This is a genomic window from Pseudomonas sp. RIT-562, from assembly GCF_026241895.1.
GTDB classification, from domain to species: Bacteria; Pseudomonadota; Gammaproteobacteria; order Pseudomonadales; family Pseudomonadaceae; genus Aquipseudomonas; species Aquipseudomonas mandelii_F.
Window position 1 is genome coordinate 1 of record NZ_JAPJIV010000003.1, and the last position, 24,410, is coordinate 24,410.

Below are 24,410 nucleotides of genomic sequence, written 5' to 3' on the forward strand. Positions count from 1 at the left end.
GCTTCGATGACCTGAAGCAGCTGACCGTCAAAACTGCGTAACTCGTTGTTTATCAAGGAGTTTTCCGTTTCGACTGCGCCGGAAGTGGGGCGAATTATAGACATCTGAGATCTGCCGTCAAGGGCTGTTTTCACAAATCTGTCATATAAGTCAAAAAAGCCCCGAAAACACAAAGGCCGGCCCAATGGGCCGGCCTTCCTCCCTCCTTACAAGCTAGGGAATGCGAACTGCGACGCCTCATGGCTCGCCCGTTGTGGCCAGCGCTGGGTAATCGCTTTGCGGCGAGTGTAGAAGCGCACGCCATCCGGACCGTAAGCATGCAGGTCGCCGAACAGCGAACGTTTCCAGCCACCAAAGCTGTGATACGCCACAGGTACCGGCAGCGGCACGTTGACGCCAACCATGCCGACTTCGATCTCGTCGCAGAACAACCGCGCCGCTTCACCATCACGGGTGAAGATGCAGGTGCCGTTGCCATACTCGTGATCGTTGATCAGCTGCATCGCTTCTTCCAGGCTGTTGACCCGGACTACGCACAACACCGGCCCGAAGATCTCTTCTTTATAGATGCGCATTTCTGGCGTGACGTGATCGAACAGGCAGCCACCCAGGAAGAAGCCTTCTTCATGACCGGATACGCTCAGGCCACGGCCATCCACCACCAGCTTCGCACCGGCGGCAACGCCGTCATCGACATAACCGCTGACCTTGTCGCGCGCCTGACCGGTGACCAGTGGCCCCATGTCCAGGCCACAGGAAGTGCCCGCGCCAATCTTCAGTGCCTTGATCTGCGGCACCAGCTTGTCCACCAGCGCATCGGCTACCTGGTCGCCCACGCACACGGCCACCGAGATCGCCATGCATCGCTCGCCGCAGGAACCATAGGCCGCGCCCATCAGTGCGCTGACCGCATTGTCCAGGTCGGCATCCGGCATCAGCACCGCATGGTTTTTCGCGCCACCCAGAGCCTGCACGCGCTTGCCGCGCTTGGTGCCTTCGGCATAGATGTACTCGGCAATCGGCGTCGAGCCGACAAAACTCAGGGCCTTGACCTCAGGCGCCTCGATCAGTGCATCGACTGCGGACTTGTCGCCATGCACCACGCTCATTACGCCTTTAGGCAAACCGGCTTCGAGCAACAGCTGCGCGATCAGCAGGGTGGAGCTCGGATCGCGCTCGGACGGCTTGAGGATGAAGCAGTTACCGCAGACGATCGCCAGCGGATACATCCACAGTGGCACCATCGCCGGGAAGTTGAACGGGGTGATGCCCGCTACTACGCCCAGCGGCTGGAAGTCCGACCAGGCATCGATGTTCGGGCCGACGTTACGGCTGTATTCGCCCTTGAGGATTTCCGGAGCGGCACAGGCGAACTCGACGTTCTCGATGCCACGCTTCAGTTCACCTGCTGCGTCTTCGAGGGTCTTGCCGTGTTCTTCGCTGATCAGTTGGGAGATGCGCGCTTCGTTTTGCTCCAGCAGTTGCTTGAAGCGGAACATTACTTGGGCGCGTTTGGCCGGTGGCGTATTGCGCCATGCCGGGAACGCTGCCTTTGCCGCGTCGATTGCCTGTTGAATGGTTTCGCGGCTGGCCAATGGCACCTTGTGGATCGGCTGACCGGTAGACGGATTGAACACGTCAGCAGTGCGACCGTTATCGGTCACCAGCTCACCATTGATCAAATGCGGGATAAGGCTCATTCGGGGGCTCCAGGAAATTTGTTCATGGGCGTCTGCGACCAGGCGCCTATATATAGTGCACGGCTTGTTGACGATGACGACCTCAGGGACGCGATCGCGGGCAAGCCTTGCTCCCACAAAGGGGTGTGTTTTTTAATCAATCTTGTTCAGCACTTCGCCGACCGCATCGAACAGACGATCGAGGTCCTGCGGCTTGCTGTTGAAGGTTGGGCCGAACTGCAGCGTGTCGCCGCCGAAGCGTACATAGAACCCGGCTTTCCACAGCGCCATGCCCGCTTCGAATGGACGCACGATGGCATCGCCATCTCGCGGTGCAATCTGGATCGCACCGGCCAGGCCATAGTTGCGAATGTCGATGATGTTCTTCGAGCCCTTCAGGCCGTGCAGCGCATTTTCGAAATGTGGTGCGACTTCCGCCACGCTCTGCACCAGGTTTTCCTTTTGCAGCAGGTCGAGTGCCGCCAGGCCCGCAGCACAAGCCACCGGGTGCGCGGAATAGGTGTAGCCGTGAGGGAATTCCACCGCGTACTCAGGCGTCGCCTGGTTCATGAAAGTCTGGTAGATCTCGGAGCTGGCAATCACCGCACCCATCGGGATCGCACCGTTGGTGACTTGCTTGGCGATGCACATCAGGTCCGGGGTCACGCCAAAGCTCTCGGCGCCGAACATCGAACCGGTGCGGCCGAAACCAGTGATCACTTCGTCGAACACCAACAGGATGTTGTGCTGATCGCAGATCTCGCGCAGACGTTTGAGGTAACCCTCTGGCGGCACCAGTACGCCAGCCGATCCAGCCATCGGTTCGACGAAAACGGCGGCAATGTTGGAAGCGTCATGCAGCTCGATCAGTTTGAGCAGTTCGTCCGCCAGGGCGATACCACCCTCCTTCGGCATCCCGCGGGAGTAAGCATTGCTGGCCAGCAGCGTATGCGGCAGGTGATCGACGTCCATCATCGCCTGACCGAACATCTTGCGGTTGCCATTCACCCCGCCCAGGCTGGTCCCGGCAATGTTCACCCCGTGGTAACCACGAGCGCGGCCGATCATCTTGGTCTTGGTCGCCTGGCCTTTCAGGCGCCAGTAGGCACGGACCATCTTCACCGCAGTGTCCGCACACTCCGAACCCGAGTCGGTGAAGAACACATGATTCAGATTGCCAGGCGTCAGGTCGGTGATTTTCTCGGCCAGCTGGAACGACAGCGGGTGGCCGTACTGGAAGCCTGGCGAGTAATCGAGGGTGCCCAACTGCTTGGCGACCGCTTCCTGGATTTCCTTGCGAGTGTGCCCGGCACCGCAAGTCCACAGACCCGACAGCGAGTCGTACACCTTGCGGCCCTTGTCGTCGGTCAGCCAGCTGCCTTCGGCGGCAACGATCAGGCGCGGATCGCGCTGGAAGTTGCGGTTGGCGGTGTACGGCATCCAATGCGCATCCAGCTTGAGCTGGCTGGCCAGGGGCGACCGGGCGTTTTCGGGCATGTTCATAGCAAAACCTCGCAGGGCAATCAGCGGCACAGAGATCAAAAGCGTTCTTGCAGCTAAATTGCCACGGAGATAAAGTCGGTGAAATTCAACTTTTCTAATGTTCAGTCAGCCCATCACTAAACTTTGAGTCATTCATCCATGAGCACACGCCGCCCCGATCCACTGGCGCAAGTCAGCGACTTTGATATCCGCTTGCTGCGGATCTTTCGCAGCGTGGTCGAGTGCGGTGGATTCTCCGCTGCCGAGTCGGTGCTGGGCATCGGGCGCTCGGCGATCAGCCAACAGATGAGTGATCTGGAGCAGCGCCTCGGCTTGCGCCTGTGTCAGCGCGGCCGCGCCGGTTTTTCCCTGACCGAGGAAGGTCGCGAGGTATACCAGTCGTCGCTGCAGCTGTTGAGTGCACTGGAAAGTTTCCGCACCGAGGTCAACGGCCTGCACCAGCATCTGCGCGGCGAGTTGACCATCGGCCTGACTGACAATCTGGTCACCCTGCCCCACATGCGCATCACCCATGCCCTGGCTCAATTGAAGGAGCGCGGGCCCGACGTGCAGATCCAGATCCGCATGATCGCCCCCAACGAAGTCGAACAGGGCGTGCTCGACGGCCGCCTGCACGTCGGCGTTGTGCCCCAGGCCAGCGCCTTGTCGGGGCTGGAATACCAGCCGCTCTATGAGGAACGCTCGCTGCTCTATTGTGCCGTCGGCCACCCGCTGTTTTATGTGGACGATAAGCAGCTCGACGACGAGCGCCTCAATAGCCAGGACGCCATCGCCCCGACCTTCCGCCTGCCCGCAGACATCCAGGCGCATTACCAGGCCCTTAATTGCACCGCCAGCGCTTCGGACCGAGAAGGCATGGCGTTCCTGATCCTGACTGGCCGTTACATCGGTTATCTGCCCGACCATTACGCCAGTCTCTGGGTACAACAGGGCCGCCTGCGGGCGCTTAAACCCAAGGCGCGCTTCTACGACCTCAGTCTGGCATCGGTCACGCGCAAGGGCCGTCGCCCCCATTTGGTGCTGGAGAGTTTCCTGGAGAGCCTGGCCGCGACACGGTAAAAAAATCGTAAAACCCCATAATCAAAGGCCTGCAGAGGCCCAACAAAGAAAGAACCTGAGCACTTGGACAGCTTTTTGCAGGGTGACATTACCGTCACCCTGCTCAAGAAGAACTTCGCCCATGCAGCCAGAATCCTCCAACCCCAGCGACCTGATCTACGGCCTCAACGACCGACCGCAACCCCTCGCCGCGATCCTCGCCGCCCTGCAACACGTGCTCGCCAGTTTTGTCGGCATCATTACCCCGCCGCTGGTCATCGGCTCGGCCCTGGGCTTGACCGCCCATTTGCCGTATCTGATCAGCATGGCGTTGATGGTGTCTGGCGTGGGCACCTTCATCCAGGCACGCAGGCCCTTCGGCATTGGCGCCGGGATGATTTGCCTGCAGGGCACCAGCTTTGCCTTTCTGGGCGCGGTGTTGTCGGCCGGATTTCTGGTCAAGCAACGGGGCGGCAGCCCGGAGGACATCCTCGCGATGATATTCGGCGTGTGCTTTTTCGGCGCGCTGGTGCAGATAGTCCTGAGCCGCTTCATTGGCCAGTTGCGCCGGGTAATCACGCCGCTGGTGACCGGCATTGTGATCACGCTGATCGGCATCAGCCTGATCAAGGTTGGCATCACCGACCTCGGCGGCGGGTTCAACTCAGCAGACTTTGGTGCCCCGGGCAATCTGGCCCTGGGGGTATTCGTATTGCTGACGATCATCCTGCTCAACCGTTCGAATACGCCCTGGGTCCGACTGTCGGCGATCATCATTGGCCTGGTACTGGGCAGCGTGGCGGCATGGTTCAGCGGCAAACTGGTGCCGCAACCCCTGCCCGACGTGCCCCTGATCAGCCTGCCCATACCGTTCAAGTTCGGCTTCAGTTTCGACTGGAGCGCCTTCCTGCCTGTCGCGCTGATCTACCTGATCAGCACCATCGAAACCGTCGGTGACCTGACGGCCAACTGCATGCTCGCGCGCCAACCTATCAGCGGCCCCTCCTACATCAGTCGGCTCAAGGGAGGAGTATTGGGTGACGGTATCAGCTGCGTGATCGCCGCCACGTTCAGCGCATTTCCCAACACCACGTTCGCGCAGAACAATGGCGTGATCCAGTTGACCGGCGTCGCCAGCCGCTACGTCGGCCTGTACATCGGCGCCGTGTTGTTTTGCCTCGGTCTGTTTCCATTGATTGGCGCGGTATTGCAGCAAATCCCCAAACCCGTACTCGGTGGCGCAACTCTGGTGATGTTCGGCAGTGTTGCAGCCGCCGGCGTGCGCATCCTCGCCCAGGCGCCGCTGGACCGGCGCAGCATGTTGATCATTGCCACCTCCTTCGGCGTCGGCCTGGGCATTGCCGCACAGCCCAACCTGTTGCATCTGCTGCCGAAATTGGTGCAAAACCTGTTCGACTCGGCCATCACCAGCGGCGGACTGACGGCCATCCTGATGTGCCTGCTGCTGCCGGAAGCAAAAGCCGTCGAGCTGACTGACACTCATCGACCAAAAAGCCAACCGCTCGAGCAGCTGTAACGCTTTTATCGAGACAGGACTTGTCGGATACCCGTGGGTGCGCTATCAACGCTCTGGTTGCGCCCACCTACCTGTTCGGAAGTGCCTATGACCTTTGAAGTCCCAGCTCACGGCGGCAAACCCGCCAGCCGCATTCGTCAGAAGAACGAAGAGACCATCATCAAAGCCGCCGAAGACGAGTTCGCCCGTCACGGGTTCAAAGGCACCAGCATGAACACCATCGCCCTGAATGCCGGTTTGCCCAAGGCCAATCTGCATTACTACTTCACCAACAAACTCGGTTTGTACGTGGCGGTGCTGAGCAACATCATCGAGTTGTGGGACAGCACCTTCAACACGCTGACGGCCGAGGACGATCCCGCTGAAGCGCTGACGCGTTACATCCGCGCCAAGATGGAGTTCTCCCGTCGCCAGCCGCAGGCGTCGCGGATCTTCGCGATGGAAGTGATCAGTGGCGGTGAGTGCCTGACCGAGTATTTCAACCAGGATTATCGCGCCTGGTTCCAGGGACGGGCGGCGGTGTTCCAGGCATGGATCGACGCCGGCAAGATGGACCCGGTCGATCCGGTCAACCTGATCTTCCTGCTGTGGGGCAGCACCCAGCACTACGCTGACTTCGCCACGCAGATCTGCCGCGTGACCGGCCGCAGCAAGTTGACCAAACAGGACATGGAAGACGCCGGCAACAATCTGATCCGCATCATCCTCAAGGGTTGCGGCGTGACGCCTACTATTTAAGACACCCTATTTAAGATAACTATGCCTTATACCCTCAGCGATTTTTGCGAGTACCGCGAAGAAATTCGCAAAAGCCGCTTCATCACCCTGGCCGCCCCCATCGGCAGTCCTGCTGACGCCCAGGCGTTCATCGAACAGCACAGTGACCTGAATGCCACGCACAACTGCTGGGCGTGGAAAATTGGTGATCAATACCGCAGCACCGACGATGGCGAACCCGGCGGCACGGCTGGCCGACCAATCCTGGCGGCGATCGATGCCCAGGATTGCGACCAGGTCGTGGTCCTGGTGATTCGCTGGTACGGCGGCATTCAACTCGGCACCGGCGGCCTCGCCCGGGCTTACGGCGGTGGCGCCAACAAGTGCCTGCAAACGGCGCCGAAAATCGAACTGATCAGTCGGGTGCCGGTGAGTTGTGCATGTGGATTCGCCGAGCTGGCGCTGGTGAAGATTCGGGTGGCGGAATTGGGTGGGGTGGTGGTGCAGGAAACGTTCACGGGGAACGGGGTGGAATTGCAGCTGGCTGTGGGCGAGAGTCAGATTGATACGTTGCAGACGCTGCTGGCGGATTTGAGTCGCGGGCGGATTTTGTTGCAGCGGTAAAGAGCACAGATCAAACGATCGCAGCCTGCGGCAGTTCCTACAGGTGACATGCGCATTCCCGTAGGAGCTGCCGCAGGCTGCGATCTTCGTAGGAGCTGCCGAAGGCTGCGATCTTTTAGGGCATCACCAAATCTTCAGCCAAACCCTAATTGCCCACATCTACTGTGCACCCGCCTGTGGATAACCTGAGCACATACGGCTGTAACCCTTCTGTCATGCGGCTTTGCGAGCTTTGTTCATTTTTCGTCCAAAGTCTCCGACAAAATCTGCAAATTCTCTTAAAAACAAATAGTTAGCTCGGTTTATGTCCTTTAGAAGATAGCAACGCGGTGCTTATGCCCGGTATTCGGGCTTGCGCACAAATACTGTGGAGCAATCTGTGGATAACCCGTTCACTCCTGTCGCGGCCCCATATCCCACATGGGTTGCGCTCGACTGATCGATTTTTAACCAGATGCTTCACGCGCGAAATCGCAGCGTGATCAATCGCTTTGCCCTCAAGTGGTGCCTGGATGGCAGGCGCTGCAGGCCGGTCATTAAACCAAGGGCACTGGTTTAAGGCTGTTTTGACTTTTTCCTGACTCAATGGCCAGGAAATTGCTTTATCCACAGGCATAACTTCAATCGACCGAGCCTGTCATGCCTATCCAAGTGCCGATCCACGATCGAACACCGCGTCTGCAACTGCGCAGAATCACCAAGCGTTATCCCGGTTGCCTGGCCAACGATGCCATCGACTTGACTATCGCACCTGGCGAGATCCACGCGCTGCTGGGTGAAAACGGTGCAGGCAAGAGCACCCTGATGAAGATCATCTACGGCGTCACCCAGGCGGATGCCGGGGAAATGATCTGGCAGGGCCAGCACGTGGACATGCGCAATCCTGGCCAGGCTCGCGACCTGGGAATCGGCATGGTGTTTCAGCACTTCTCGCTGTTCGAAACCCTGAGCGTCGCGCAGAACATTGCCCTGGCGATGGGCGCGGCTGCCGGCACACCAAAACAGCTCGAACCGAAAATTCGCGAGGTGTCACAGCGTTATGGCATGGCCCTGGAGCCGGAGCGCCTGGTTCACAGCCTGTCAATTGGCGAGCGCCAACGGGTGGAGATCATTCGCTGCCTGATGCAGGACATCAAACTGCTGATCCTCGATGAGCCGACTTCGGTGCTCACACCCCAGGAGGCCGACGACCTGTTCGTGACCCTGCGGCGACTGGCTGGCGAAGGTTGCAGCATTCTGTTTATCAGCCACAAGCTCGGCGAGGTTCGCGCGTTGTGCCACAGCGCCACGGTATTGCGCGGCGGTCGAGTCGCCGGGCATTGCGTTCCGGCCGAATGCTCGGACCAGCAACTCGCACGGCTGATGGTGGGGGAAGCAGCAGAGCTGATCACGAACTATCCGAAAGTGACGGGCGCGCAAGTCTTCCTGGAGGTGAGCGGCCTGTCGTGGCGAAATCCGGACCCGTTTGGCTGCTCGCTGCAAGGCGTCGACCTTGCCGTGTGCGGCGGCGAAATCGTCGGGATCGCCGGGGTCGCGGGCAATGGCCAGGATGAATTGCTGGCCTTGCTCAGCGGTGAAGAACGCCTGCCGCACAGCGACCGCAACATCATCCGTTTCAGCGCACAACCGGTTGCCCACCTGCGCCCCGACGCACGGCGCAGACTCGGCTTGGCGTTTGTGCCCGCCGAGCGCCTGGGGCATGGCGCGGTGCCGGACCTGAGCCTGGCCGACAACGCCCTGCTGACCGCCTTCCAACAGGGACTGGTGAGCAAAGGACTGATCCAGCGCGGCAAAGTCGAAGCCTTGGCAGAAGACATCATCCGCCGCTTCGGGGTAAAGACTCCTGACACCCGGACTTCGGCGCGCAGCCTGTCCGGCGGCAATCTGCAAAAATTCATCCTCGGCCGGGAAATCCTCCAGCAGCCCAAGTTGCTGGTGGCCGCACACCCGACCTGGGGCGTCGACGTTGGCGCTGCGGCGGTGATTCATCGAGCCCTGGTGACCTTGCGCGATGCCGGCGCGGCGATCCTGGTGATCTCCGAAGACCTCGACGAACTGTTTCAGATCAGCGACCGCCTTGGCGCACTGTGCGGCGGTCGCCTGTCGCCACTCAGGGCCACTGTCGACACCCGCCTGATCGATGTCGGCGGCTGGATGGCCGGCCAATTCGACGCTTCCAGTTCACCCGCACCGGCGACGGTTTAACGGAGTCTATCCATGCTGCTTTCTCTCGAACCCCGTGGCCGGCAATCGCGCCTGATGTTGTGGTGCTCACCGCTGCTGGCGGCGGTCCTCACTCTGGGCTGCGGCTCGTTATTGTTTATTGCACTGGGGCACGACCCGCTCCTGACGTTGCACACTCTGCTGATCGCACCGGTGAGCGATCTGTACGGAGTCTCTGAACTACTGGTCAAGGCGCTGCCGATCCTGCTCTGCGCCTTGGGCCTGGCAGTGGCGTACCAGGCGCGGATCTGGAATATCGGCGCCGAAGGGCAACTGCTGCTCGGCGCGTTGGCCGGCAGTGCCTTGGCGGTGAATATCATCGGCCTGCAAAGTCGCTGGGCGCTGGCGCTGATTCTGCTCACCGGCACGCTGGCCGGGGCCGCCTGGGCCGGATTGACGGCGTGGCTGCGCACGCGCTTCAACGCCAACGAAATCCTCACCAGCATCATGCTCAATTACATTGCCCTGAACCTGTTGCTGTTCTGCGTACACGGGCCGCTGAAGGATCCCGCCGGTTTCAATTTCCCCGAGTCGGCGATGTTCGGCGATGCCAGCCGCTTGCCGCTGCTGATGGAGGACGGTCGGGTTCACGCCGGTGTGTACTTCGCCCTCCTGGCGTTGGTGGCGGTGTGGGTGTTGCTGCAGAAAAGCTTCATCGGCTTTCAGATCAAGGTCCTCGGGCTGGACTCCCGCGCAGCTGGTTTTGTCGGCTTCCGAGAGAAACGCCTGATCTGGCTGGCACTGTTGATCAGCGGCGGATTGGCCGGGCTGGCCGGTGTATGCGAAGTCACCGGGCCGATCGGCCAACTGGTGCCGCAGGTTTCTCCTGGGTACGGCTATGCGGCGATCACTGTGGCTTTTCTCGGGCGCCTGAATCCCTTGGGCATCTTGTTCGCCAGCTTGTTGATGGCCTTGTTATACATCGGCGGCGAGAGCGCACAAATGAGCATGAATTTGCCGCAGGCGATCACCCAGCTGTTCCAGGGAATGATGCTGTTTTTCCTGCTCGCCAGTGACGTGCTAATTCTCTACCGACCGCGCCTGAACCTGCGCTGGGCCCGTCGCGCCCCCGCCACTGCCGTACACGCTGGAGCCCTGTGATGGACATTGATCTGCTGAGCAATATTTTCTACGCCATGATCCGCTGCGGCACGCCGTTGCTGCTGGTGGCGCTGGGCGAACTGATCTGTGAAAAGAGCGGCGTACTCAACCTGGGCCAGGAAGGAATGATGCTGTTTGGCGCGGTGATCGGCTTTATCGTCGCGCTCAATAGCGGCAACCTGTGGCTCGGTGTGGCGCTGGCGATGCTCGCCGGGATGTTGCTGTCGTCACTGTTCGCGTTGGTCGCGCTAGTTTTCAACGCCAACCAGGTGGCCACCGGGCTGGCGCTGACGATATTCGGCGTGGGCCTGTCGACCTTTGTCGGCGCCGCGTGGGTGGGTAAACCCCTGGCCGGATTTGAGCCGGTGGCGATTCCGTATCTCAGCGAGATTCCACTGATCGGGCGCATGCTGTTCGCCCAGGACCTGCTGGTGTACCTGTCGTTTGCATTGTTCGCCCTGGTGGCGTGGGTGATTGTGAAAACTCGTGTCGGGCTGATCATCCAGGCGGTCGGCGAGAACCCCGACGCCGCCAGCGCCATGGGCTTGCCGGTGCTGGGTGTGCGCACCCTGGCGGTATTGTTCGGCGGGGCGATGGCCGGTCTGGCGGGGGCTTACCTGTCGCTGGCCTACACACCGATGTGGGCCGAAAACATGAGTGCCGGCCGCGGCTGGATTGCCCTGGCCCTGGTGGTATTTGCCAGCTGGCGAGTGTGGCGCCTGTTGCTCGGCGCCTACCTGTTCGGACTCGCCAGCATCCTGCATCTGGTGGCGCAGGGGTTGGGCCTGGCGATTCCGTCGAGCCTCCTGGCGATGCTGCCGTATATCGCGACTATTGTGGTGTTGGTGCTGCTGTCGCGGAATGCGCTGCGCACTCGGTTGTATGCGCCGGTGTCGTTGGGGCAGCCGTGGCAGGCTGGGCGTTAGGGGTGATCAGGCTGGCCTCATCGCGAGCAGGCTCACTCCCACAGGGGAATGCGGTCCAATGTAGGAGTGAGCCTGCTCGCGATGAGGCCCTGACAGGCAACACCTGAGCCACGCCCCATGCCAATTCAAACACCAGAAAAATCACCAGCAGCGAACTCCCCCCATGCATCAAGGCATTCAGCTGCCAGGCCGCAAACAGAAACCGCCCCGCCGCGTCATACCGGCCATAAATCTGCCGCGGATCACGAATCCGCAGCACCGACCACACACACACAATCGACCCCATCAGATTCGCCATCAACATGTGCATCGGCGCGAACTCCGGCAGTTCTCCCGGCAGGTCCAGCGCCTGCATCAGCGCCGACAGCAGTCCATGCAGAGCAGCGAAACTCCAGGGGGTCACGAATGCCGCCATCACGATCAGGTCATACCAGGCGCTGCCGCGCACCAACCGCCGATATTGAGTCGAAGTCCACATGCTCATTGCTCCATAAATTCAGGGAGCAACAAGGCTAAAGCCTGGAGTATGCTCAAGGGTCAAGCCCCTCTCGAGAGCCCAGGATGCGCATCGGTGAACTAGCCCAGGCCAGCTCGGTCAGCCGCGACACGCTGCGGTTTTACGAACAGCGCGGACTCATCGCCGCGCAACGCAGCGCCAATGGTTACCGCGACTACCCGGTGGAGATGGTGCAGCTGGTGCAATACATCAAGACGGCCCAGCGACTGGGCTTTACCCTCGGCGAGATCGGCAACAGCGTCGCCGCCCTGTGGCATTCGCCCAACCCGGACAGCGCCGTCACCCAATTGCTGCAAGACAAGCTCAAACTGATCGAGGCGCGCATGGCCGAGCTCGGCGAGTTGCGCCACGAATTGCAGCAACGACTCGGGCAGCGTTGTCCATTAAATCCGTGATCCTCACTCATCAAGGAAGCCACTCATGTCCAAGGCAAAAACCGCACTCATCATCGGTGCCTCCCGGGGCCTCGGGCTCGGCCTGGTGAAGACGCTGCTGGCCGATGGCTGGCAAGTCATCGCCACCGTGCGCAACCCACAGAATGCCGAAGCCTTGCAGGCCTTGGGCAAGGTGCGCATTGAAAAGCTCGACATGGATGATCAGCAAGCCGTGATCGCCCTGAGCCAAAAGCTCAAGGGCGAATCGTTCGATCTGTTGTTCGTCAACGCCGGGGTCAAGGGCCCGGACGTGCAAACGCCCGGTGGCGCAACGCTGGCGGAAGTCGGCCAGCTGTTCTTCACCAACGCCGTGGCGCCGATCAACCTGGCCCAACGATTTGTCGGGCAGATCCAGGCGGAGTCCGGCGTGCTGGCGTTCATGAGTTCGGTGCTGGGCAGCGTGACCATGCCGGACGCGCCCGAGCTGGCCTTGTACAAAGCAAGTAAAGCCGCGCTCAATTCCATGACCAACAGCTTTGTCTCGCAATTGGGCGAGCAGAAACTCACGGTGTTGTCGCTGCACCCGGGCTGGGTGAAGACTGATATGGGCGGTGAAGGCGCCGACATCGACGTGCAGACCAGTACCCGCGGTTTGGTGGATCAGGTCAATGCGTACGCCGGCAAGGGTGGGCACCATTTCGTCAATTACAAAGGTGAAACCATTCCCTGGTAACACCGGCTCCGTTCATCGTCTGGTCGGGACGAGCTTGCTCGCCAAGCGGTTTTGTTTGAAACTGCGCACCTCGTCCCCGCGGCGACCCTGGATCAGCAGACAGGGTAATCACTGAGCTGGCTAACCTGAACCCACTTTCAGAGGAGCCGGCCAACATGCCTGCGACCCGTACCTGGTTAAAAAATCCCCTCGCCATTTTCACTGCCAATGACCTCGACGCCCGTGGTGGCCTGGTGGTGCAAGACGGCGTGATCGTCGAACTGCTCGCCGCTGGCCAGCAACCCGCCACCCCTTGCGATCAGGTGTTCGATGCCCGCGAACATGTGATCCTCCCTGGGCTGATCAACACCCACCATCACTTCTACCAGACCCTGACCCGCGCCTGGGCGCCGGTGGTCAACCAACCGTTGTTCCCCTGGCTGAAAACCCTGTATCCGGTATGGGCGCGCCTCACCCCGGAAAAACTCGCGCTCGCCACCAAAGTGGCACTCGCCGAGTTACTGCTATCCGGCTGCACCACTGCGGCTGATCACCACTATCTGTTCCCGGAAGGCCTGGAAAACGCGATCGACGTGCAAGTCGAAAGTGTGCGTGAACTGGGCATGCGCGCAATGCTCACCCGCGGTTCCATGAGTCTTGGGGAAAAAGACGGTGGCCTGCCGCCGCAACAGACGGTGCAGCAAGGCGAAGTGATCCTCGACGACAGTCAACGCCTGATCGCGGCTTACCACGAACGGGGTGACGGCGCGCAAATCCAGATCGCCCTGGCGCCCTGCTCGCCGTTTTCGGTGACGCCGGAAATCATGTCCGCCAGCGCCGAACTGGCGAACAAACTCGATGTGCGCCTGCACACCCACCTGGCCGAAACTCTTGATGAAGAAGACTTCTGCCTGCAGCGCTTCGGCCTGCGCACCGTGGACTACCTGGACAGCGTCGGCTGGCTCGGCCCACGCACCTGGCTGGCCCACGGCATTCACTTCAACCCGGATGAAATCACCCGCCTGGGCGCTGCAGGCACCGGGATCTGTCACTGCCCGAGCTCGAACATGCGCCTGGCTTCGGGCATTTGCCCGACCCTGGAACTGACTGCTGCTGGCGCGTTGCTTGGCCTCGGTGTGGACGGTTCGGCCTCCAACGATGCGTCGAACATGATGCTGGAGACCCGTCAGGCCCTTTACATTCAGCGCCTGCGCTACGGCGCCGAGAAAATCACCCCGGAACTGGTACTGGGCTGGGCGACGAAGGGCTCGGCGAGTTTGCTCGGGCGTACCGACATCGGCGAACTGGCGGTAGGCAAGCAGGCCGACCTGGCCCTGTTCAAGCTGGATGAACTGCGCTTCTCCGGCAGTCATGATCCAGTTTCTGCCCTGCTGTTATGCGGTGCAGATCGCGCGGATCGGGTGATGATAGGCGGCAAATGGCGGGTGGTTGATGGCCAGGTGGAAGGGCTGGATCTCAAAGGCTTGATAGCGGATCACAGCCAGGCGGCCCGGCAGTTGATTGCTGGTACCTGACACAACGGCTATCAAAACTGTAGGAGTGAGCCTGCTCGCGATGAGGGAGTGTCAGCCGACATCAGGAGTGTCTGACATATAGCTATCGCGAGCAGGCTCACTCCTACAATGGCTCTTGCATTGGATTACAAGCCCAGCAGCGACAACATGATGAATGTCGCAAACAGCACAAAATGCGTCATCCCTTCGATGGCATTGGTTTCGCCATCGTTGAGGTTGATTGCGCTGACGATCAACGTGAGGAAGATCATCACCGTCTGCACCGGGGTCATTGCCATCTGGAAGGGCTGCCCAGTGTAGAGCGCCATCGCCTCCATCACCGGCACCGTGAGGATCACCGTCGACAACGACGCGCCCATGGCGATGTTGACCACCGACTGCATGCGATTGGCCAGCGCCGCGCGCAGTGCCGTCAGGATCTCCGGCGCTGCGGAAATCGCCGCAACCAGGATCGCCGTGATCACCGGCGGTGCGCCCGTTCCTTCAAGTCCCAGGTCGAGAGTCTTGGACATCACCTCGGCCAGCGCGCCGATCACCACTACCCCGAACACCAACGTGCCGATGGAAACCGCCAGGCTCACCGGCGCCGGTTCTGTTTCCACCGGTTCCTTGCGACGACGTTTTTCCGGATAGCTATAGCTGAAAAAGTAGCTGTGTGGCCCGACCTGCATGCGCAGGAACAATGCATACAGCACCACCATCGCGCCAATCGTAAAGCCCGAATAAATCTTCCAATTGGCCTCGGGAATAAATTCCGGAACCACCATCGACACCCCCATGGCGGTGAGGATCATCACGCTGTAGCTGCGCGCCGAATCGTCGTTGTAGGACTGCTCGCCGTGCTTGATCCCGCCCATTAACGCAGCCAGGCCGAGGATGCCGTTGATGTCGAGCATGACTGCCGAATAAATCGTGTCGCGCACCAGGGTGGGCGACGCTTCGTTGCTCATCATGATCGCCAGGATCACCACTTCCACCAGCACGGCGGCCAGCGTCAGGATCATGGTGCCGTAGGGATCGCCGACTTTCTCCGCGAGCAATTCAGCGTGATGGGCGACTCGCATGGAAGCGATGACGATGAATGCGATCAGCACCAGCCCACCGATCAGCGCCACTGCCTGGCCACTGTTAAGCAGCCAGTGTTCCAGCGGGTAAGCGACAAATGCGGCAATCAGGGCCAGCAGCAGAAACTTTTCTTGCTTAAGGAGTGTGAGCATTGCGGGCCTTTTACCGAGTGAAGCGCAGTTGATGTGATGAGCTACTGACTACGGTGCGGCGCTAACGTTTCGTTACACCTTAGCGCACCAGCGGATGGCGCAGGTTCGGTCACGTGCACCGGGTTGGTCCTGGTGGATCAAAAGATCGCAGCATTCGGCAGCTCCGACAGAACAATGCGGACCGTGCAGGAGCTGCCGCAGGCTGCGATCTTTTGGTTTTGTTGTCCTGTTGGTCAGCAATTTGCATTGCCCCTGCCAACCTCACAACAACATGGAGTTTCAATTCATGCACAATCGTCCGTTGAAGAAACTGCTTTGCGCCGTCGCCGCAGCCATCGGTCTGAGCGCCAGCCTGACCGCCACTGCCGCCGAACCGCTGAAAGTCGGTTTCGTCTACATCGGCCCGATCGGTGATCACGGCTGGACGTATCAGCATGAGCAGGGACGCAAGGCGCTGGCGGAAAAATTCGGCGAGCAGATCACCACCAACTACGTGGAAAACGTCCCCGAAGGCGCCGATGCCGAGCGGGTGATCCGCAACATGGCCAAGGACAAGTACGACCTGATTTTCAGCACGTCCTTCGGCTACATGAACCCGACCCTGAAAGTGGCGAAACAATTTCCCAAAGTGACCTTCGAGCACGCCACCGGCTACAAGCAGGACAAGAACCTCGGCACTTACCTGGCGCGCACTTACGAAGGCCGTTATGTCGGCGGCTTCCTCGCAGCCAAGATGACCAAGAGCAAAAAAATCGGCTACGTCGCCTCCTTCCCGATCCCGGAAGTGATCCGCGACATCAACGCGATCCAGTTGGCACTGAACAAGTACAACCCCGGAACCGAGATCAAGGTGGTGTGGGTCAATTCCTGGTTCGATCCAGGCAAGGAAGCGGACGCCGCCAACGCGCTGATCGATCAGGGCGTGGACGTGGTATTCCAGCACACCGACAGCCCGGCGCCGATCCAGGCTGCCGAACGGCGCGGCGTGTATGCCGTCGGCTACGCTTCGGACATGGCGCATTTCGGCCCGAAAGCGGTACTGACCTCCATCGTCAACGACTGGGCCCCGCACTACATCCAGGCGACGCAAAGCGTGCTGGATAAAACCTGGAAGTCGCAGGATTACTGGGGCGGTCTGAAGGAAGGCACGGTTGAACTGCCGATCAGCGACTTGGTGCCAGCGCCGGTAAAAGCCCAGGCCGAGCAGATCATTGCCGACATCAAGAGCGGCGCGTTCCATCCGTTTACCGGACCGATCAAGGATCAGGCCGGCGCCGAGAAAATCCCGGCGGGCGTGACGGCGACTAACGCTGAACTGGCTTCGATGAATTATTACGTGGAAGGCATGAAGGCTGACATACCGAAGTAAGTTCGCTTTGGTTGAAACACCGTCCTACCTGCTCGCGATGGCGGTGTGTCAGTAACATCGATTTCGGATATGCCGCCGCCATCGCGGGTAAGCCTTGTTCCCACAGGCCGACAGTCAATCTCCGGTCTTTTGCGAATCTGCTGCATTTTCAGGACAATCCATGAACAGCCTTCCCATCATCGACATCGCCCCGCTCTACAGCGACGACCAGAACGCCTGGCCGGCCGTGGCCAGGCAAATTGACTGCGCCTGCCGCGAATGGGGCTTTTTTTATATCAAGGGGCACCCGATCAGTGCGGCGCGCATCGAAGCAGTGCTCGATCAGGCCAGGCATTTCTTCGCCCTGCCCAGTGCCGAAAAACTGCAGATCGACATCACCCAGACCCGCCACCATCGTGGTTACGGTGCCATCGCCACTGAACAACTCGACCCGTCGAAACCCAGCGACCTGAAAGAAACCTTCGACATGGGCCTGCACCTGCCCGCCGAACATCCCGAAGTGCTGGCAGAAAAACCGTTGCGCGGCCCCAACCGCCATCCGTCGATCCCCGGCTGGGAAAGCCTGATGGAGCAGCATTACCTCGATATGCAGGCGCTTGCCCAAACCCTGCTGCGGGCCATGACCCTGGCCCTGAACATCGAGCCCGACTTCTTTGACCTGCGCTTCAACCAGCCCGTCAGCGTCTTGCGGATGATCCATTACCCACCCCGCCACACCGCCAGCTCTGAAGAACAGCAAGGCGCCGGCGCGCATACCGATTATGGCTGTATCACCTTGCTCTACCAGGATGCCGCCGGCGGCCTGCAGGTGCGCAACGTCAACGGTGAGTGGATCGACGCTCCGCCGATCGAAGGTACCTTCGTCGTCAATCTCGGGGACATGATGGCGCGCTGGAGCAACGACCGGTACCTGTCGACACCCCACCGGGTCATCAGCCCGTTGGGCGTGGACCGCTACTCGATGCCATTCTTCGCCGAACCGCATCCCGACACCCTGATTGAGTGCTTGCCCGGATGCCAGGACGCGCAACATCCGGCCAAGTACCCGGCAACCACCTGTGCAGATTTCCTGCTCTCGCGATTTGCCGATACCTATGCCTATCGACGCGCACCCCAGGCCGTGTCATGAACCACCTGGTCAGGTTTTACCAATAGTGGCGGCGAGCATCTGTAGAATGCTCGCCATCTGCACCTGATGAGAAACGAATATGTACGACTGGCTGAACGCCCTGCCCAAGGCAGAACTGCACCTGCACCTCGAGGGTTCGCTGGAGCCCGAGCTGCTGTTTGCCCTGGCAGAACGCAACAAGATCGCCCTGCCGTGGAGCGATGTGGAAACCCTGCGCAAGGCCTACGCCTTCAACAACCTGCAAGAGTTTCTCGACCTGTACTACCAGGGTGCCGACGTGTTGCGCACCTCCCAGGATTTCTACGACCTGACCTGGGCGTACCTGCTGCGTTGCAAAGCGCAAAACGTGATTCATACCGAACCGTTCTTCGACCCGCAAACCCACACCGATCGTGGCGTACCCTTCGAAGTGGTGCTCAATGGCATCGCCGCAGCCCTGAAAGATGGCGAGCAGCAGCTGGGTATCACCAGCGGATTGATTCTGAGTTTCCTGCGCCACCTGAGCGAAGACCAAGCGCAGAAAACCCTGGACCAGGCCCTGCCGTTTCGCGACGCGTTTGTCGCTGTAGGCCTGGACAGCTCCGAGATGGGTCACCCGCCGAGCAAGTTCCAGCGAGTGTTCGATCGGGCTCGTCACGAGGGTTTCCTGACCGTAGCCCACGCGGGTGAAGAAGGTCCGCCGGAGTACATCTGGGAAGCCATTGACCTGCTGAAAATCCAGCGTATCGACCATGGCGTGCGCGCCATCGAAGACGAGCGCCTGATGCAGCGGATCATTGACGAGCAGATCCCGCTGACCGTCTGCCCGTTGTCCAACACCAAGCTCTGCGTGTTCGATCACATGTCCCAGCACAACATTCTCGACATGCTGGAGCGCGGGGTGAAGGTCACGGTGAACTCCGATGACCCGGCGTATTTCGGCGGGTATGTGACGGAGAACTTCCATGCCTTGCATACCCATTTGGGCATGACCCAGGATCAGGCCAATCGCCTGGCACAGAACAGCCTGGATGCGCGGCTGGTCAAGCCGTAAAGAACCCGCACCGCCATCGCGGGCAAGCCTTGCTCCCACAGAAGTTCATACCTGTGAGAACACGGTTTGCCCCTGCAATGACCTCAAACAACAAGCCTTGCCCTGCCCGTTGTGAGATCAAGCCTTGACCTGCCCCTGTGAGATCAAGTTTTGCTCTGGACCTGTGGGAGCAAGGCTTGCCCGCGATGAACGATAACGCAAATCTAGATAGCCAATTCCAGCTCAACCTCCCTGGCGAATTCGTTGATCTGCCTCTGCCCCGCCACCGTCACCTGCAAGGCCGGAGAGTCGTTGGGCAGGCGCAGCCAGCCTGATTGCATGAACAACTGCAGCAAGGCCGCACCCAGCGGCCCACCGAGGTGCGGACGCCTCTCGCTCCAGTCGGGGCAGGCGCAGGCGACTTGGCCGTTGCGATGGGCCAGCGCCTGGATGAACACTCCTCGTGCCGCCAACTGCATGGAGCCTTTATGGGTGACGGACACCCGCTGCTCACACTGCTCGATCCATCCAGCATCCACCAGGCGCTGGAACAGGTCGGCCGCCAAAGCACCCCCAAGATGCTCATCGCACAAGCGTGCACGCAACAACGGCGAAGGCGCGGGCTGGGGTCTGATCACAGGTGTCGGACGTTTGAAGATATCCGGAATTTTACCGGGAGTACTCGCCAGTGTGGCACTGGCCAGCGCCTGGACCGCTGCACCGACTTCAGGGGCGGCAAGGCGGAAAAAGCGCTTGCGACCACGATTTTCCACTTTCAGCAGACCTCCCGCAGATAAGCGTCCAAGGTGAGCATTGGCTGAAGAAGCCGACAACCCGGCCAGCAATGCCAGGTCTTCGGCCTGGCGTGCCGCGCCATCCATCAAGGCCCACATCATTGCGCTGCGCTTGGGGTCGGCCAGCAAGGTGGCAATCTGGCTGATGCAAGGTGCGTGTTCCATGTATTCACTCCCTGTTGAATCGTTTTGTCGACTGCTCACCGATATCTTGATCGGCAATGTTGCCCCAGCCAAGACGCTGTAACTGCCCTGTAACGCACGCATGCCTGCATCACGTAACGCAACGGTTTGCTCAACCGTCGCTAGTGTGGAATTGAGCAAAAAGTCAAACGCTGCACACTCCTGACGGCCCTCAGTATAAGCCTGTCGAGTGCCGTCCCCGCCCCTGCAGGAAAGCCTCGAAGGTGATAGTTCCTGAAGGAAATTTCTCTAATTTCGAGCGATTAATGCCCTGCTCCTGATAATCCGGGAAATTGCCTGCTCAATTGCGCGCATCGGCTGGCGAGCATTTCTCGCAAAAGGTTCACAGGCTTACTCAATTGTGCGCGATGAGCGCACAACAGATTCAGAGAAGCGCGCTCGCAGGTCAGTTCTGGCATTAGGATCTTCAACCGTCCAGCCAGGACATCTGCTGCAACATCCAGCCAGGATTTATAGGCGATGCCCGCCCCCGACAGCGCCCACAGGCGCACCACGTCGGCATCGTCGCTGAAGCGGTCACCGCTGACAGTCAGGCCGACCTCGCGCTTGCCGTCATGGAAACTCCAGTGGTCGTGGACGCGACTGCCGAGCATGTACAACAGGCAATTATGCTGGGCCAGTTGCTCGAGTTGGCGCGGCTCGCCATGCCTGGCCAGGTAACTCGGCGCCGCGCACAACACGCGACGGTTGTGCGCGGCGATGGGCAACGCAATCAGGCTTGAGTCCTCCGGCTCACCGTAGCGCAAGGCGATATCCACCGGCTGGCGGAACAGATCGGCAATACGGTCCCCCAACAGCAGGCGCACTGTGAGTTTGGGGTGCTCGCGTTGAAAATCGTCCAGCCAGGGCAACAGCACATTTCGGCCGAAGTCCGATGGCGCCGACAGCTGCAACACTCCGCTGACCTGATCCTGCCCGCTGGCCAGCAGGCGGCGACCTTCATCAATATTGCTCAACGCCGCGCGGGCGTATTCGAGAAAACCTTCGCCCTCGGCAGTCAGGCGCAAGCTGCGGGTGGAGCGGGCGAGCAGCCGGGCGCCGAGCTGCCGTTCGATTCGCTTCAACGCCGCGCTGGCCACTGCGGCTGACATGTCCATGCCCCGGGCGGCCGCTGACAGGCTCCCCAGGTCGGCGGCCCGAACGAATAATTGCAGGTCATCAAAACGGAGCATTCGCAGCCTATTATCAAAAAAATATTGAAAGAGACTGCTCTTTTAGCGGGTTTTATCTTCGGTAGAAATAGCCAATCATCTCCTCCATCAAATCCCAATGTTGGAGTGCTCCATGAAAGCCATTGCCTACTACGCTTCCCTGCCGATCAGCGACGCCAATTCCCTGCAAGACATCGAGCTGGCAGAACCGGTTGCCGGTCCCCGAGACCTGTTGGTCGAAGTCAAGGCGATCTCGGTCAACCCGGTGGACACCAAGGTCCGACAGAACGTCCAGCCGCAAGACGGCGAGGCCAAAGTGCTGGGTTGGGATGTCGCCGGAGTGGTCAAGGCAGTCGGCAGTGAAGTGACGTTGTTCAAGACCGGTGACAAGGTGTTCTACGCCGGCTCCATTGCCCGCGCAGGCGGCAACAGCGAATTGCACGTAGTGGACGAGCGCATCGTCGGCCATATGCCGAAAACGCTCAGCTTTGCCGAAGCCGCCGCCCTGCCATTGACCGCCATCACCGCCTGGGAGTTGCTGTTCGAGCGCCTGCAGGTACGCGAAGGCCAATCTGCGGACGGACAGAGCCTGCTGATCGTGGGTGCGGCCGGGGGAGTCGGATCGATCCTTACCCAACTCGCCAGCCAGCTGACCGGGCTCCAGGTGATCGGCACCGCCTCCCGCCCGCAAACCCAAGCCTGGGTGCGTGAGCTGGGTGCAGACCTGGTGATCGACCACAGCCAACCACTCAGCGAGGAACTCAAGCGCGCCGGTGTGGAGCAGGTGACCCACGTTGCCAGCCTGACCCAGACCGACCAGCATCTCGACCAACTGGTAGAGGCCCTGGCGCCGCAAGGCAAACTGGCGCTGATTGATGATCCGAAGTCGCTGGACATCACCAAGCTCAAACGCAAGAGCCTGTCGCTGCACTGGGAGTTCATGTACACCCGCTCGCTGTTCGAAACCGCCGACATGATCGAACAACACAAACTGCTCAACCGCGTGGCCCAGCTGATCGATGCCGGGACGCTGAAAACCACGGTTGGCGAGCACTTCGGCAGCATCAACGCGGCGAACCTGCGACGCGCCCATGAGTTGCTCGAGAGCGGCAAAGCGAAAGGCAAAATTGTCCTGGAAGGCTTCTAGAGGGCGCCGCGACGGTGTGGTCCGGACATGGGCGACACCGTCAGTCCGAGAGTTGACCGTTGTCACAATTACGACCTTGATCGGGTCTACAATCGAGGGCTCTGCAAGGCAAATCTTTTACTTATAGGAGGTCAGTAATGAAGATCCTGATAAAAGAAGTGGCCCGATCCCAGTGGCAGGTCCGTCTGGACCAACATGCCGTGACATTCCGCAGTGAGGCCGAAGCGCGCGCCTTTACCAGAACGCTGGAAGCGCGGCTGCACGCTCTCCATCAATTTCCCGACCAACAGCAGCGTGCTGCTGGCTGAGTCCGACCTCAAACCTGGGCTTGTACCAGCGCCCGGGCATTTTGCAATCGACGGGTGAGCATTGCGACGCTCACCACCAGTGCCCCGCACAGGCTGATGACCAAGGCCATCGGCATGGCCGTGCCGTCGTACAAAATACCGACCAGGGAAGCCGCGCCGGCGGCGACGCTGAATTGCAGGCAGCCGAGCAGTGCCGACGCGCTGCCGGCGCGGGCGCCCTGCCCGTTCATGGCACAGGCCGAGGCATTGGGCAGGATGCAGCCCAGGCTGGCGATGCAGATGAACAAGGGAATCAGCAGCGGCCACAGTTTTTCCGTGTGCAGTGCACTGACCGCCAGCAGCGCCACGCCTGCCGCGAGGTATACCCATACCGCGCGAGCCAGCAGGAATGCCGGTCCACGCTTGGCCAGGAGCCGGGCGTTGACCTGCGCGACCAGGATGAACCCCGCCGCATTGGTGCCAAACAGCCAGCCAAAATGCTCGGCCGGCACTCCGTAGAGCTTGATGAAGACGAAAGGTGAGCCGGCGATGTAAGCGAACATCCCGGCGATGGCGATACCGCCGGTCAGGGCGTGGCCGAGGAATACCCGGTCCGCAAGCAGCCGGCCGTACTGGCGCAACGAGCCCGAGAGCGGTTGACGCGGCATATTGGCCGGCATGCTTTCCGGCAACCCCAATGCCACGGCGACTGCCGCCAGCGCACTGAAACCGGTCAGCACCAGAAAGATCGACTGCCAGCCAGTGGTATTGACCAGCAGTCCGCCCAGCATCGGTGCCAGAATCGGCGCCAGACCCATCACCAGCATCAGCTGGGAAAACACCTTGGCCGAGCCCACCGCATCGCACTTGTCGCTGACGATTGCCCGGGAGATCACCATGCCTGCGCAACCGCCGAGCGCCTGAATGAAGCGCGCGCCGATCAGCCACTCGAGGTTAGGCGCAAAAGCGCAGGCCAATGAAGCAGCGGTGAATAACACCACGCCAGTGAGCAATGGCACCCGCCGGCCAAAACGGTCGGCAATCGGGCCGTAGACCAGTTGACCGATCGACAGCCCCAAAAAGTAGGCAGCCAGTGTCACTTGAACGTGTTGTTCATCGGTGCCGAAAGCCAGCGCCATCGCTGGGAAAGCAGGCAGGTAAAAATCGATCGCCAGCGGCGCAAACGCGCTAAGGGCGCCGAGAATCAAAATGGTACGGAAGTTCATCAGGCATCCAGTTGGACAGAGGTCAGCAGTCCCACAGTCTAGCCGCGCATGGACGCCTTGAACATTCCGATAGGTCGCTAACTAATAAAAACCTCAGGCGACCTTCGCTGCATAACCTTCCTCGATGATGATGGCGAGCACTTCTTCAGTCGACAGTTTGCTCTCGACTCCAACTTCTTTGGCGCCCAGATCGACCCGTACACTGGCCGCCGGATCCTTGGCCTGCAATGCCTGGGTAATGGCCTTGACGCAATGACCGCAGGACATGCCTTGAACGTTGAACACTTGCATGGGATGACTCCTGTTGATGAGATTGCGACCAGTCTTGAGCTTGCCACCATGGCAAGGTCAAGTTCTGAAGTGAACGGCCGGGCTGGCAATCGCCGCC

General features: G+C 60.3%; 22 protein-coding genes and 1 pseudogene. 15 read left to right on the plus strand and 8 right to left on the minus strand.

Translation table 11 applies throughout. The annotated features are described in order from the left end of the window. Positions 1-206: 206 nt before the first annotated feature. Positions 207-1,700, minus strand: a complete 1,494-nt coding sequence (locus ORL50_RS04920) for a CoA-acylating methylmalonate-semialdehyde dehydrogenase (RefSeq protein WP_122841669.1) — start codon at positions 1,698-1,700, stop codon at positions 207-209. A 132-nt stretch (positions 1,701-1,832) separates the two neighbouring features. Beyond that, complete coding sequence (gene aptA / locus ORL50_RS04925) at positions 1,833-3,182, minus strand: omega-aminotransferase AptA (RefSeq protein ID WP_266010627.1); 1,350 nt, start codon at positions 3,180-3,182, stop codon at positions 1,833-1,835. Positions 3,183-3,320: 138 nt separating this feature from the next. Between aptA and ORL50_RS04930 the strand changes: the two genes are divergently transcribed. The 7 genes from ORL50_RS04930 to ORL50_RS04960 all read left to right on the plus strand — a co-directional run bounded on the left by ORL50_RS04930 (position 3,321) and on the right by ORL50_RS04960 (position 11,348). Further along, positions 3,321-4,241, plus strand: a complete 921-nt coding sequence (locus ORL50_RS04930; RefSeq protein WP_266010629.1) for a LysR family transcriptional regulator — start codon at positions 3,321-3,323, stop codon at positions 4,239-4,241. 121 nt (positions 4,242-4,362) lie between these two features. Beyond that, positions 4,363-5,757 carry a uracil-xanthine permease family protein gene (locus tag ORL50_RS04935; protein ID WP_266010631.1) on the plus strand — a complete coding sequence of 465 codons (1,395 nt, stop codon included), beginning with the start codon at positions 4,363-4,365 and terminating at the stop codon, positions 5,755-5,757. Positions 5,758-5,844: 87 nt separating this feature from the next. Continuing rightward, positions 5,845-6,495, plus strand: coding sequence for a TetR/AcrR family transcriptional regulator (locus ORL50_RS04940; protein WP_266010634.1), 651 nt, complete (start codon positions 5,845-5,847; stop codon positions 6,493-6,495). Between the two features lie 21 nt (positions 6,496-6,516). Then, entirely contained in the window at positions 6,517-7,098 is a 582-nt protein-coding gene (locus ORL50_RS04945; protein WP_266010636.1) for an IMPACT family protein, read from the plus strand. A gap of 639 nt (positions 7,099-7,737) precedes the next feature. After that, positions 7,738-9,303 (plus strand): ABC transporter ATP-binding protein, encoded by a 1,566-nt coding sequence (locus tag ORL50_RS04950; protein WP_266010638.1) that lies wholly within the window; start codon positions 7,738-7,740, stop codon positions 9,301-9,303. A gap of 12 nt (positions 9,304-9,315) precedes the next feature. After that, entirely contained in the window at positions 9,316-10,422 is a 1,107-nt protein-coding gene (locus ORL50_RS04955) for an ABC transporter permease (RefSeq protein WP_266010640.1), read from the plus strand. Then, the gene (locus ORL50_RS04960) at positions 10,422-11,348 is read left to right on the plus strand and encodes an ABC transporter permease (protein WP_266010644.1); all 927 of its coding nucleotides are present in this window, start codon (positions 10,422-10,424) and stop codon (positions 11,346-11,348) included. Before ORL50_RS04955 ends, ORL50_RS04960 begins: the two co-directional genes overlap by 1 nt. Positions 11,349-11,412: 64 nt before the next feature. Here the strand turns inward: ORL50_RS04960 and ORL50_RS04965 are convergent. Further along, positions 11,413-11,826, minus strand: a pseudogene (locus ORL50_RS04965) (hypothetical protein); the annotation flags it as partial. 83 nt (positions 11,827-11,909) lie between these two features. Between ORL50_RS04965 and ORL50_RS04970 the strand changes: the two are divergent. The 3 genes from ORL50_RS04970 to ORL50_RS04980 all read left to right on the plus strand — a co-directional run bounded on the left by ORL50_RS04970 (position 11,910) and on the right by ORL50_RS04980 (position 14,486). Next, positions 11,910-12,260 (plus strand): MerR family transcriptional regulator, encoded by a 351-nt coding sequence (locus ORL50_RS04970; protein WP_266010646.1) that lies wholly within the window; start codon positions 11,910-11,912, stop codon positions 12,258-12,260. Between the two features lie 25 nt (positions 12,261-12,285). After that, positions 12,286-12,972: an SDR family oxidoreductase gene (locus ORL50_RS04975; RefSeq protein ID WP_266010648.1), complete on the plus strand. Its 687-nt coding sequence runs from the start codon at positions 12,286-12,288 to the stop codon at positions 12,970-12,972. Positions 12,973-13,127: 155 nt separating this feature from the next. Further along, entirely contained in the window at positions 13,128-14,486 is a 1,359-nt protein-coding gene (locus ORL50_RS04980; RefSeq protein WP_266010650.1) for an 8-oxoguanine deaminase, read from the plus strand. 125 nt (positions 14,487-14,611) lie between these two features. On the opposite strand, the gene ORL50_RS04985 is transcribed toward ORL50_RS04980, so the two are convergent. Further along, entirely contained in the window at positions 14,612-15,703 is a 1,092-nt protein-coding gene (locus ORL50_RS04985) for a calcium:cation antiporter (protein WP_266010652.1), read from the minus strand. Between the two features lie 286 nt (positions 15,704-15,989). Between ORL50_RS04985 and ORL50_RS04990 the strand changes: the two genes are divergently transcribed. From ORL50_RS04990 to ORL50_RS05000, 3 genes are all read left to right on the plus strand, one after another. After that, positions 15,990-17,072: a BMP family ABC transporter substrate-binding protein gene (locus ORL50_RS04990; RefSeq protein ID WP_266010654.1), complete on the plus strand. Its 1,083-nt coding sequence runs from the start codon at positions 15,990-15,992 to the stop codon at positions 17,070-17,072. 160 nt (positions 17,073-17,232) lie between these two features. After that, complete coding sequence (locus tag ORL50_RS04995) at positions 17,233-18,201, plus strand: 2-oxoglutarate and iron-dependent oxygenase domain-containing protein (RefSeq protein WP_266010656.1); 969 nt, start codon at positions 17,233-17,235, stop codon at positions 18,199-18,201. A gap of 79 nt (positions 18,202-18,280) precedes the next feature. After that, a complete protein-coding gene (locus tag ORL50_RS05000; protein WP_266010658.1) occupies positions 18,281-19,234 on the plus strand; it encodes an adenosine deaminase in 954 nt (317 codons plus the stop codon). A gap of 203 nt (positions 19,235-19,437) precedes the next feature. Here the strand turns inward: ORL50_RS05000 and ORL50_RS05005 are convergent, their stop codons facing one another. Both ORL50_RS05005 and vimR read right to left on the minus strand, forming a co-directional pair. Then, positions 19,438-20,172 carry an ArsR/SmtB family transcription factor gene (locus tag ORL50_RS05005; RefSeq protein WP_266010660.1) on the minus strand — a complete coding sequence of 245 codons (735 nt, stop codon included), beginning with the start codon at positions 20,170-20,172 and terminating at the stop codon, positions 19,438-19,440. A gap of 281 nt (positions 20,173-20,453) precedes the next feature. After that, on the minus strand, positions 20,454-21,383 hold the full coding sequence (vimR, locus tag ORL50_RS05010; RefSeq protein ID WP_266010662.1) for a transcription regulator VimR: 930 nt from the start codon (positions 21,381-21,383) through the stop codon (positions 20,454-20,456). 112 nt (positions 21,384-21,495) lie between these two features. Here vimR and ORL50_RS05015 point away from each other — a divergent pair, with 112 nt between their 5' ends. Together ORL50_RS05015 and ORL50_RS05020 are read left to right on the plus strand one after the other, a co-directional pair. Next, positions 21,496-22,509: a zinc-binding alcohol dehydrogenase family protein gene (locus tag ORL50_RS05015; RefSeq protein ID WP_266010664.1), complete on the plus strand. Its 1,014-nt coding sequence runs from the start codon at positions 21,496-21,498 to the stop codon at positions 22,507-22,509. Positions 22,510-22,646: 137 nt separating this feature from the next. Further along, entirely contained in the window at positions 22,647-22,817 is a 171-nt protein-coding gene (locus ORL50_RS05020; RefSeq protein ID WP_266010666.1) for a hypothetical protein, read from the plus strand. Between the two features lie 8 nt (positions 22,818-22,825). Here ORL50_RS05020 and ORL50_RS05025 read toward each other — a convergent pair whose 3' ends face one another. Both ORL50_RS05025 and ORL50_RS05030 read right to left on the minus strand, forming a co-directional pair. Then, positions 22,826-24,022, minus strand: coding sequence for a multidrug effflux MFS transporter (locus ORL50_RS05025; protein ID WP_266010668.1), 1,197 nt, complete (start codon positions 24,020-24,022; stop codon positions 22,826-22,828). Between the two features lie 93 nt (positions 24,023-24,115). Beyond that, entirely contained in the window at positions 24,116-24,313 is a 198-nt protein-coding gene (locus tag ORL50_RS05030) for a heavy-metal-associated domain-containing protein (protein ID WP_266010670.1), read from the minus strand. Positions 24,314-24,410: the final 97 nt, after the last annotated feature.

Excerpts from the sequence above, each read along its gene's own strand:
- ORL50_RS05005 (WP_266010660.1), bottom strand. The coding sequence starts at position 20,172 with ATGGAACACGCACCTTGCATCAGCCAGATTGCCACCTTGCTGGCCGAC.
- ORL50_RS04955 (WP_266010640.1), top strand. The coding sequence starts at position 9,316 with ATGCTGCTTTCTCTCGAACCCCGTGGCCGGCAATCGCGCCTGATGTTG.
- ORL50_RS04940 (WP_266010634.1), top strand. The coding sequence starts at position 5,845 with ATGACCTTTGAAGTCCCAGCTCACGGCGGCAAACCCGCCAGCCGCATT.
- ORL50_RS04930 (WP_266010629.1), top strand. The coding sequence starts at position 3,321 with ATGAGCACACGCCGCCCCGATCCACTGGCGCAAGTCAGCGACTTTGAT.
- ORL50_RS04975 (WP_266010648.1), top strand. The coding sequence starts at position 12,286 with ATGTCCAAGGCAAAAACCGCACTCATCATCGGTGCCTCCCGGGGCCTC.
- aptA (WP_266010627.1), bottom strand. The coding sequence starts at position 3,182 with ATGAACATGCCCGAAAACGCCCGGTCGCCCCTGGCCAGCCAGCTCAAG.
- ORL50_RS04970 (WP_266010646.1), top strand. The coding sequence starts at position 11,910 with ATGCGCATCGGTGAACTAGCCCAGGCCAGCTCGGTCAGCCGCGACACG.
- ORL50_RS05000 (WP_266010658.1), top strand. The coding sequence starts at position 18,281 with ATGTACGACTGGCTGAACGCCCTGCCCAAGGCAGAACTGCACCTGCAC.
- ORL50_RS04950 (WP_266010638.1), top strand. The coding sequence starts at position 7,738 with ATGCCTATCCAAGTGCCGATCCACGATCGAACACCGCGTCTGCAACTG.
- ORL50_RS04990 (WP_266010654.1), top strand. The coding sequence starts at position 15,990 with ATGCACAATCGTCCGTTGAAGAAACTGCTTTGCGCCGTCGCCGCAGCC.
- ORL50_RS04945 (WP_266010636.1), top strand. The coding sequence starts at position 6,517 with ATGCCTTATACCCTCAGCGATTTTTGCGAGTACCGCGAAGAAATTCGC.
- ORL50_RS04960 (WP_266010644.1), top strand. The coding sequence starts at position 10,422 with ATGGACATTGATCTGCTGAGCAATATTTTCTACGCCATGATCCGCTGC.
- vimR (WP_266010662.1), bottom strand. The coding sequence starts at position 21,383 with ATGCTCCGTTTTGATGACCTGCAATTATTCGTTCGGGCCGCCGACCTG.
- ORL50_RS04920 (WP_122841669.1), bottom strand. The coding sequence starts at position 1,700 with ATGAGCCTTATCCCGCATTTGATCAATGGTGAGCTGGTGACCGATAAC.
- ORL50_RS04980 (WP_266010650.1), top strand. The coding sequence starts at position 13,128 with ATGCCTGCGACCCGTACCTGGTTAAAAAATCCCCTCGCCATTTTCACT.
- ORL50_RS05030 (WP_266010670.1), bottom strand. The coding sequence starts at position 24,313 with ATGCAAGTGTTCAACGTTCAAGGCATGTCCTGCGGTCATTGCGTCAAG.
- ORL50_RS04995 (WP_266010656.1), top strand. The coding sequence starts at position 17,233 with ATGAACAGCCTTCCCATCATCGACATCGCCCCGCTCTACAGCGACGAC.
- ORL50_RS05015 (WP_266010664.1), top strand. The coding sequence starts at position 21,496 with ATGAAAGCCATTGCCTACTACGCTTCCCTGCCGATCAGCGACGCCAAT.
- ORL50_RS05025 (WP_266010668.1), bottom strand. The coding sequence starts at position 24,022 with ATGAACTTCCGTACCATTTTGATTCTCGGCGCCCTTAGCGCGTTTGCG.
- ORL50_RS04985 (WP_266010652.1), bottom strand. The coding sequence starts at position 15,703 with ATGCTCACACTCCTTAAGCAAGAAAAGTTTCTGCTGCTGGCCCTGATT.
- ORL50_RS05020 (WP_266010666.1), top strand. The coding sequence starts at position 22,647 with ATGAAGATCCTGATAAAAGAAGTGGCCCGATCCCAGTGGCAGGTCCGT.
- ORL50_RS04935 (WP_266010631.1), top strand. The coding sequence starts at position 4,363 with ATGCAGCCAGAATCCTCCAACCCCAGCGACCTGATCTACGGCCTCAAC.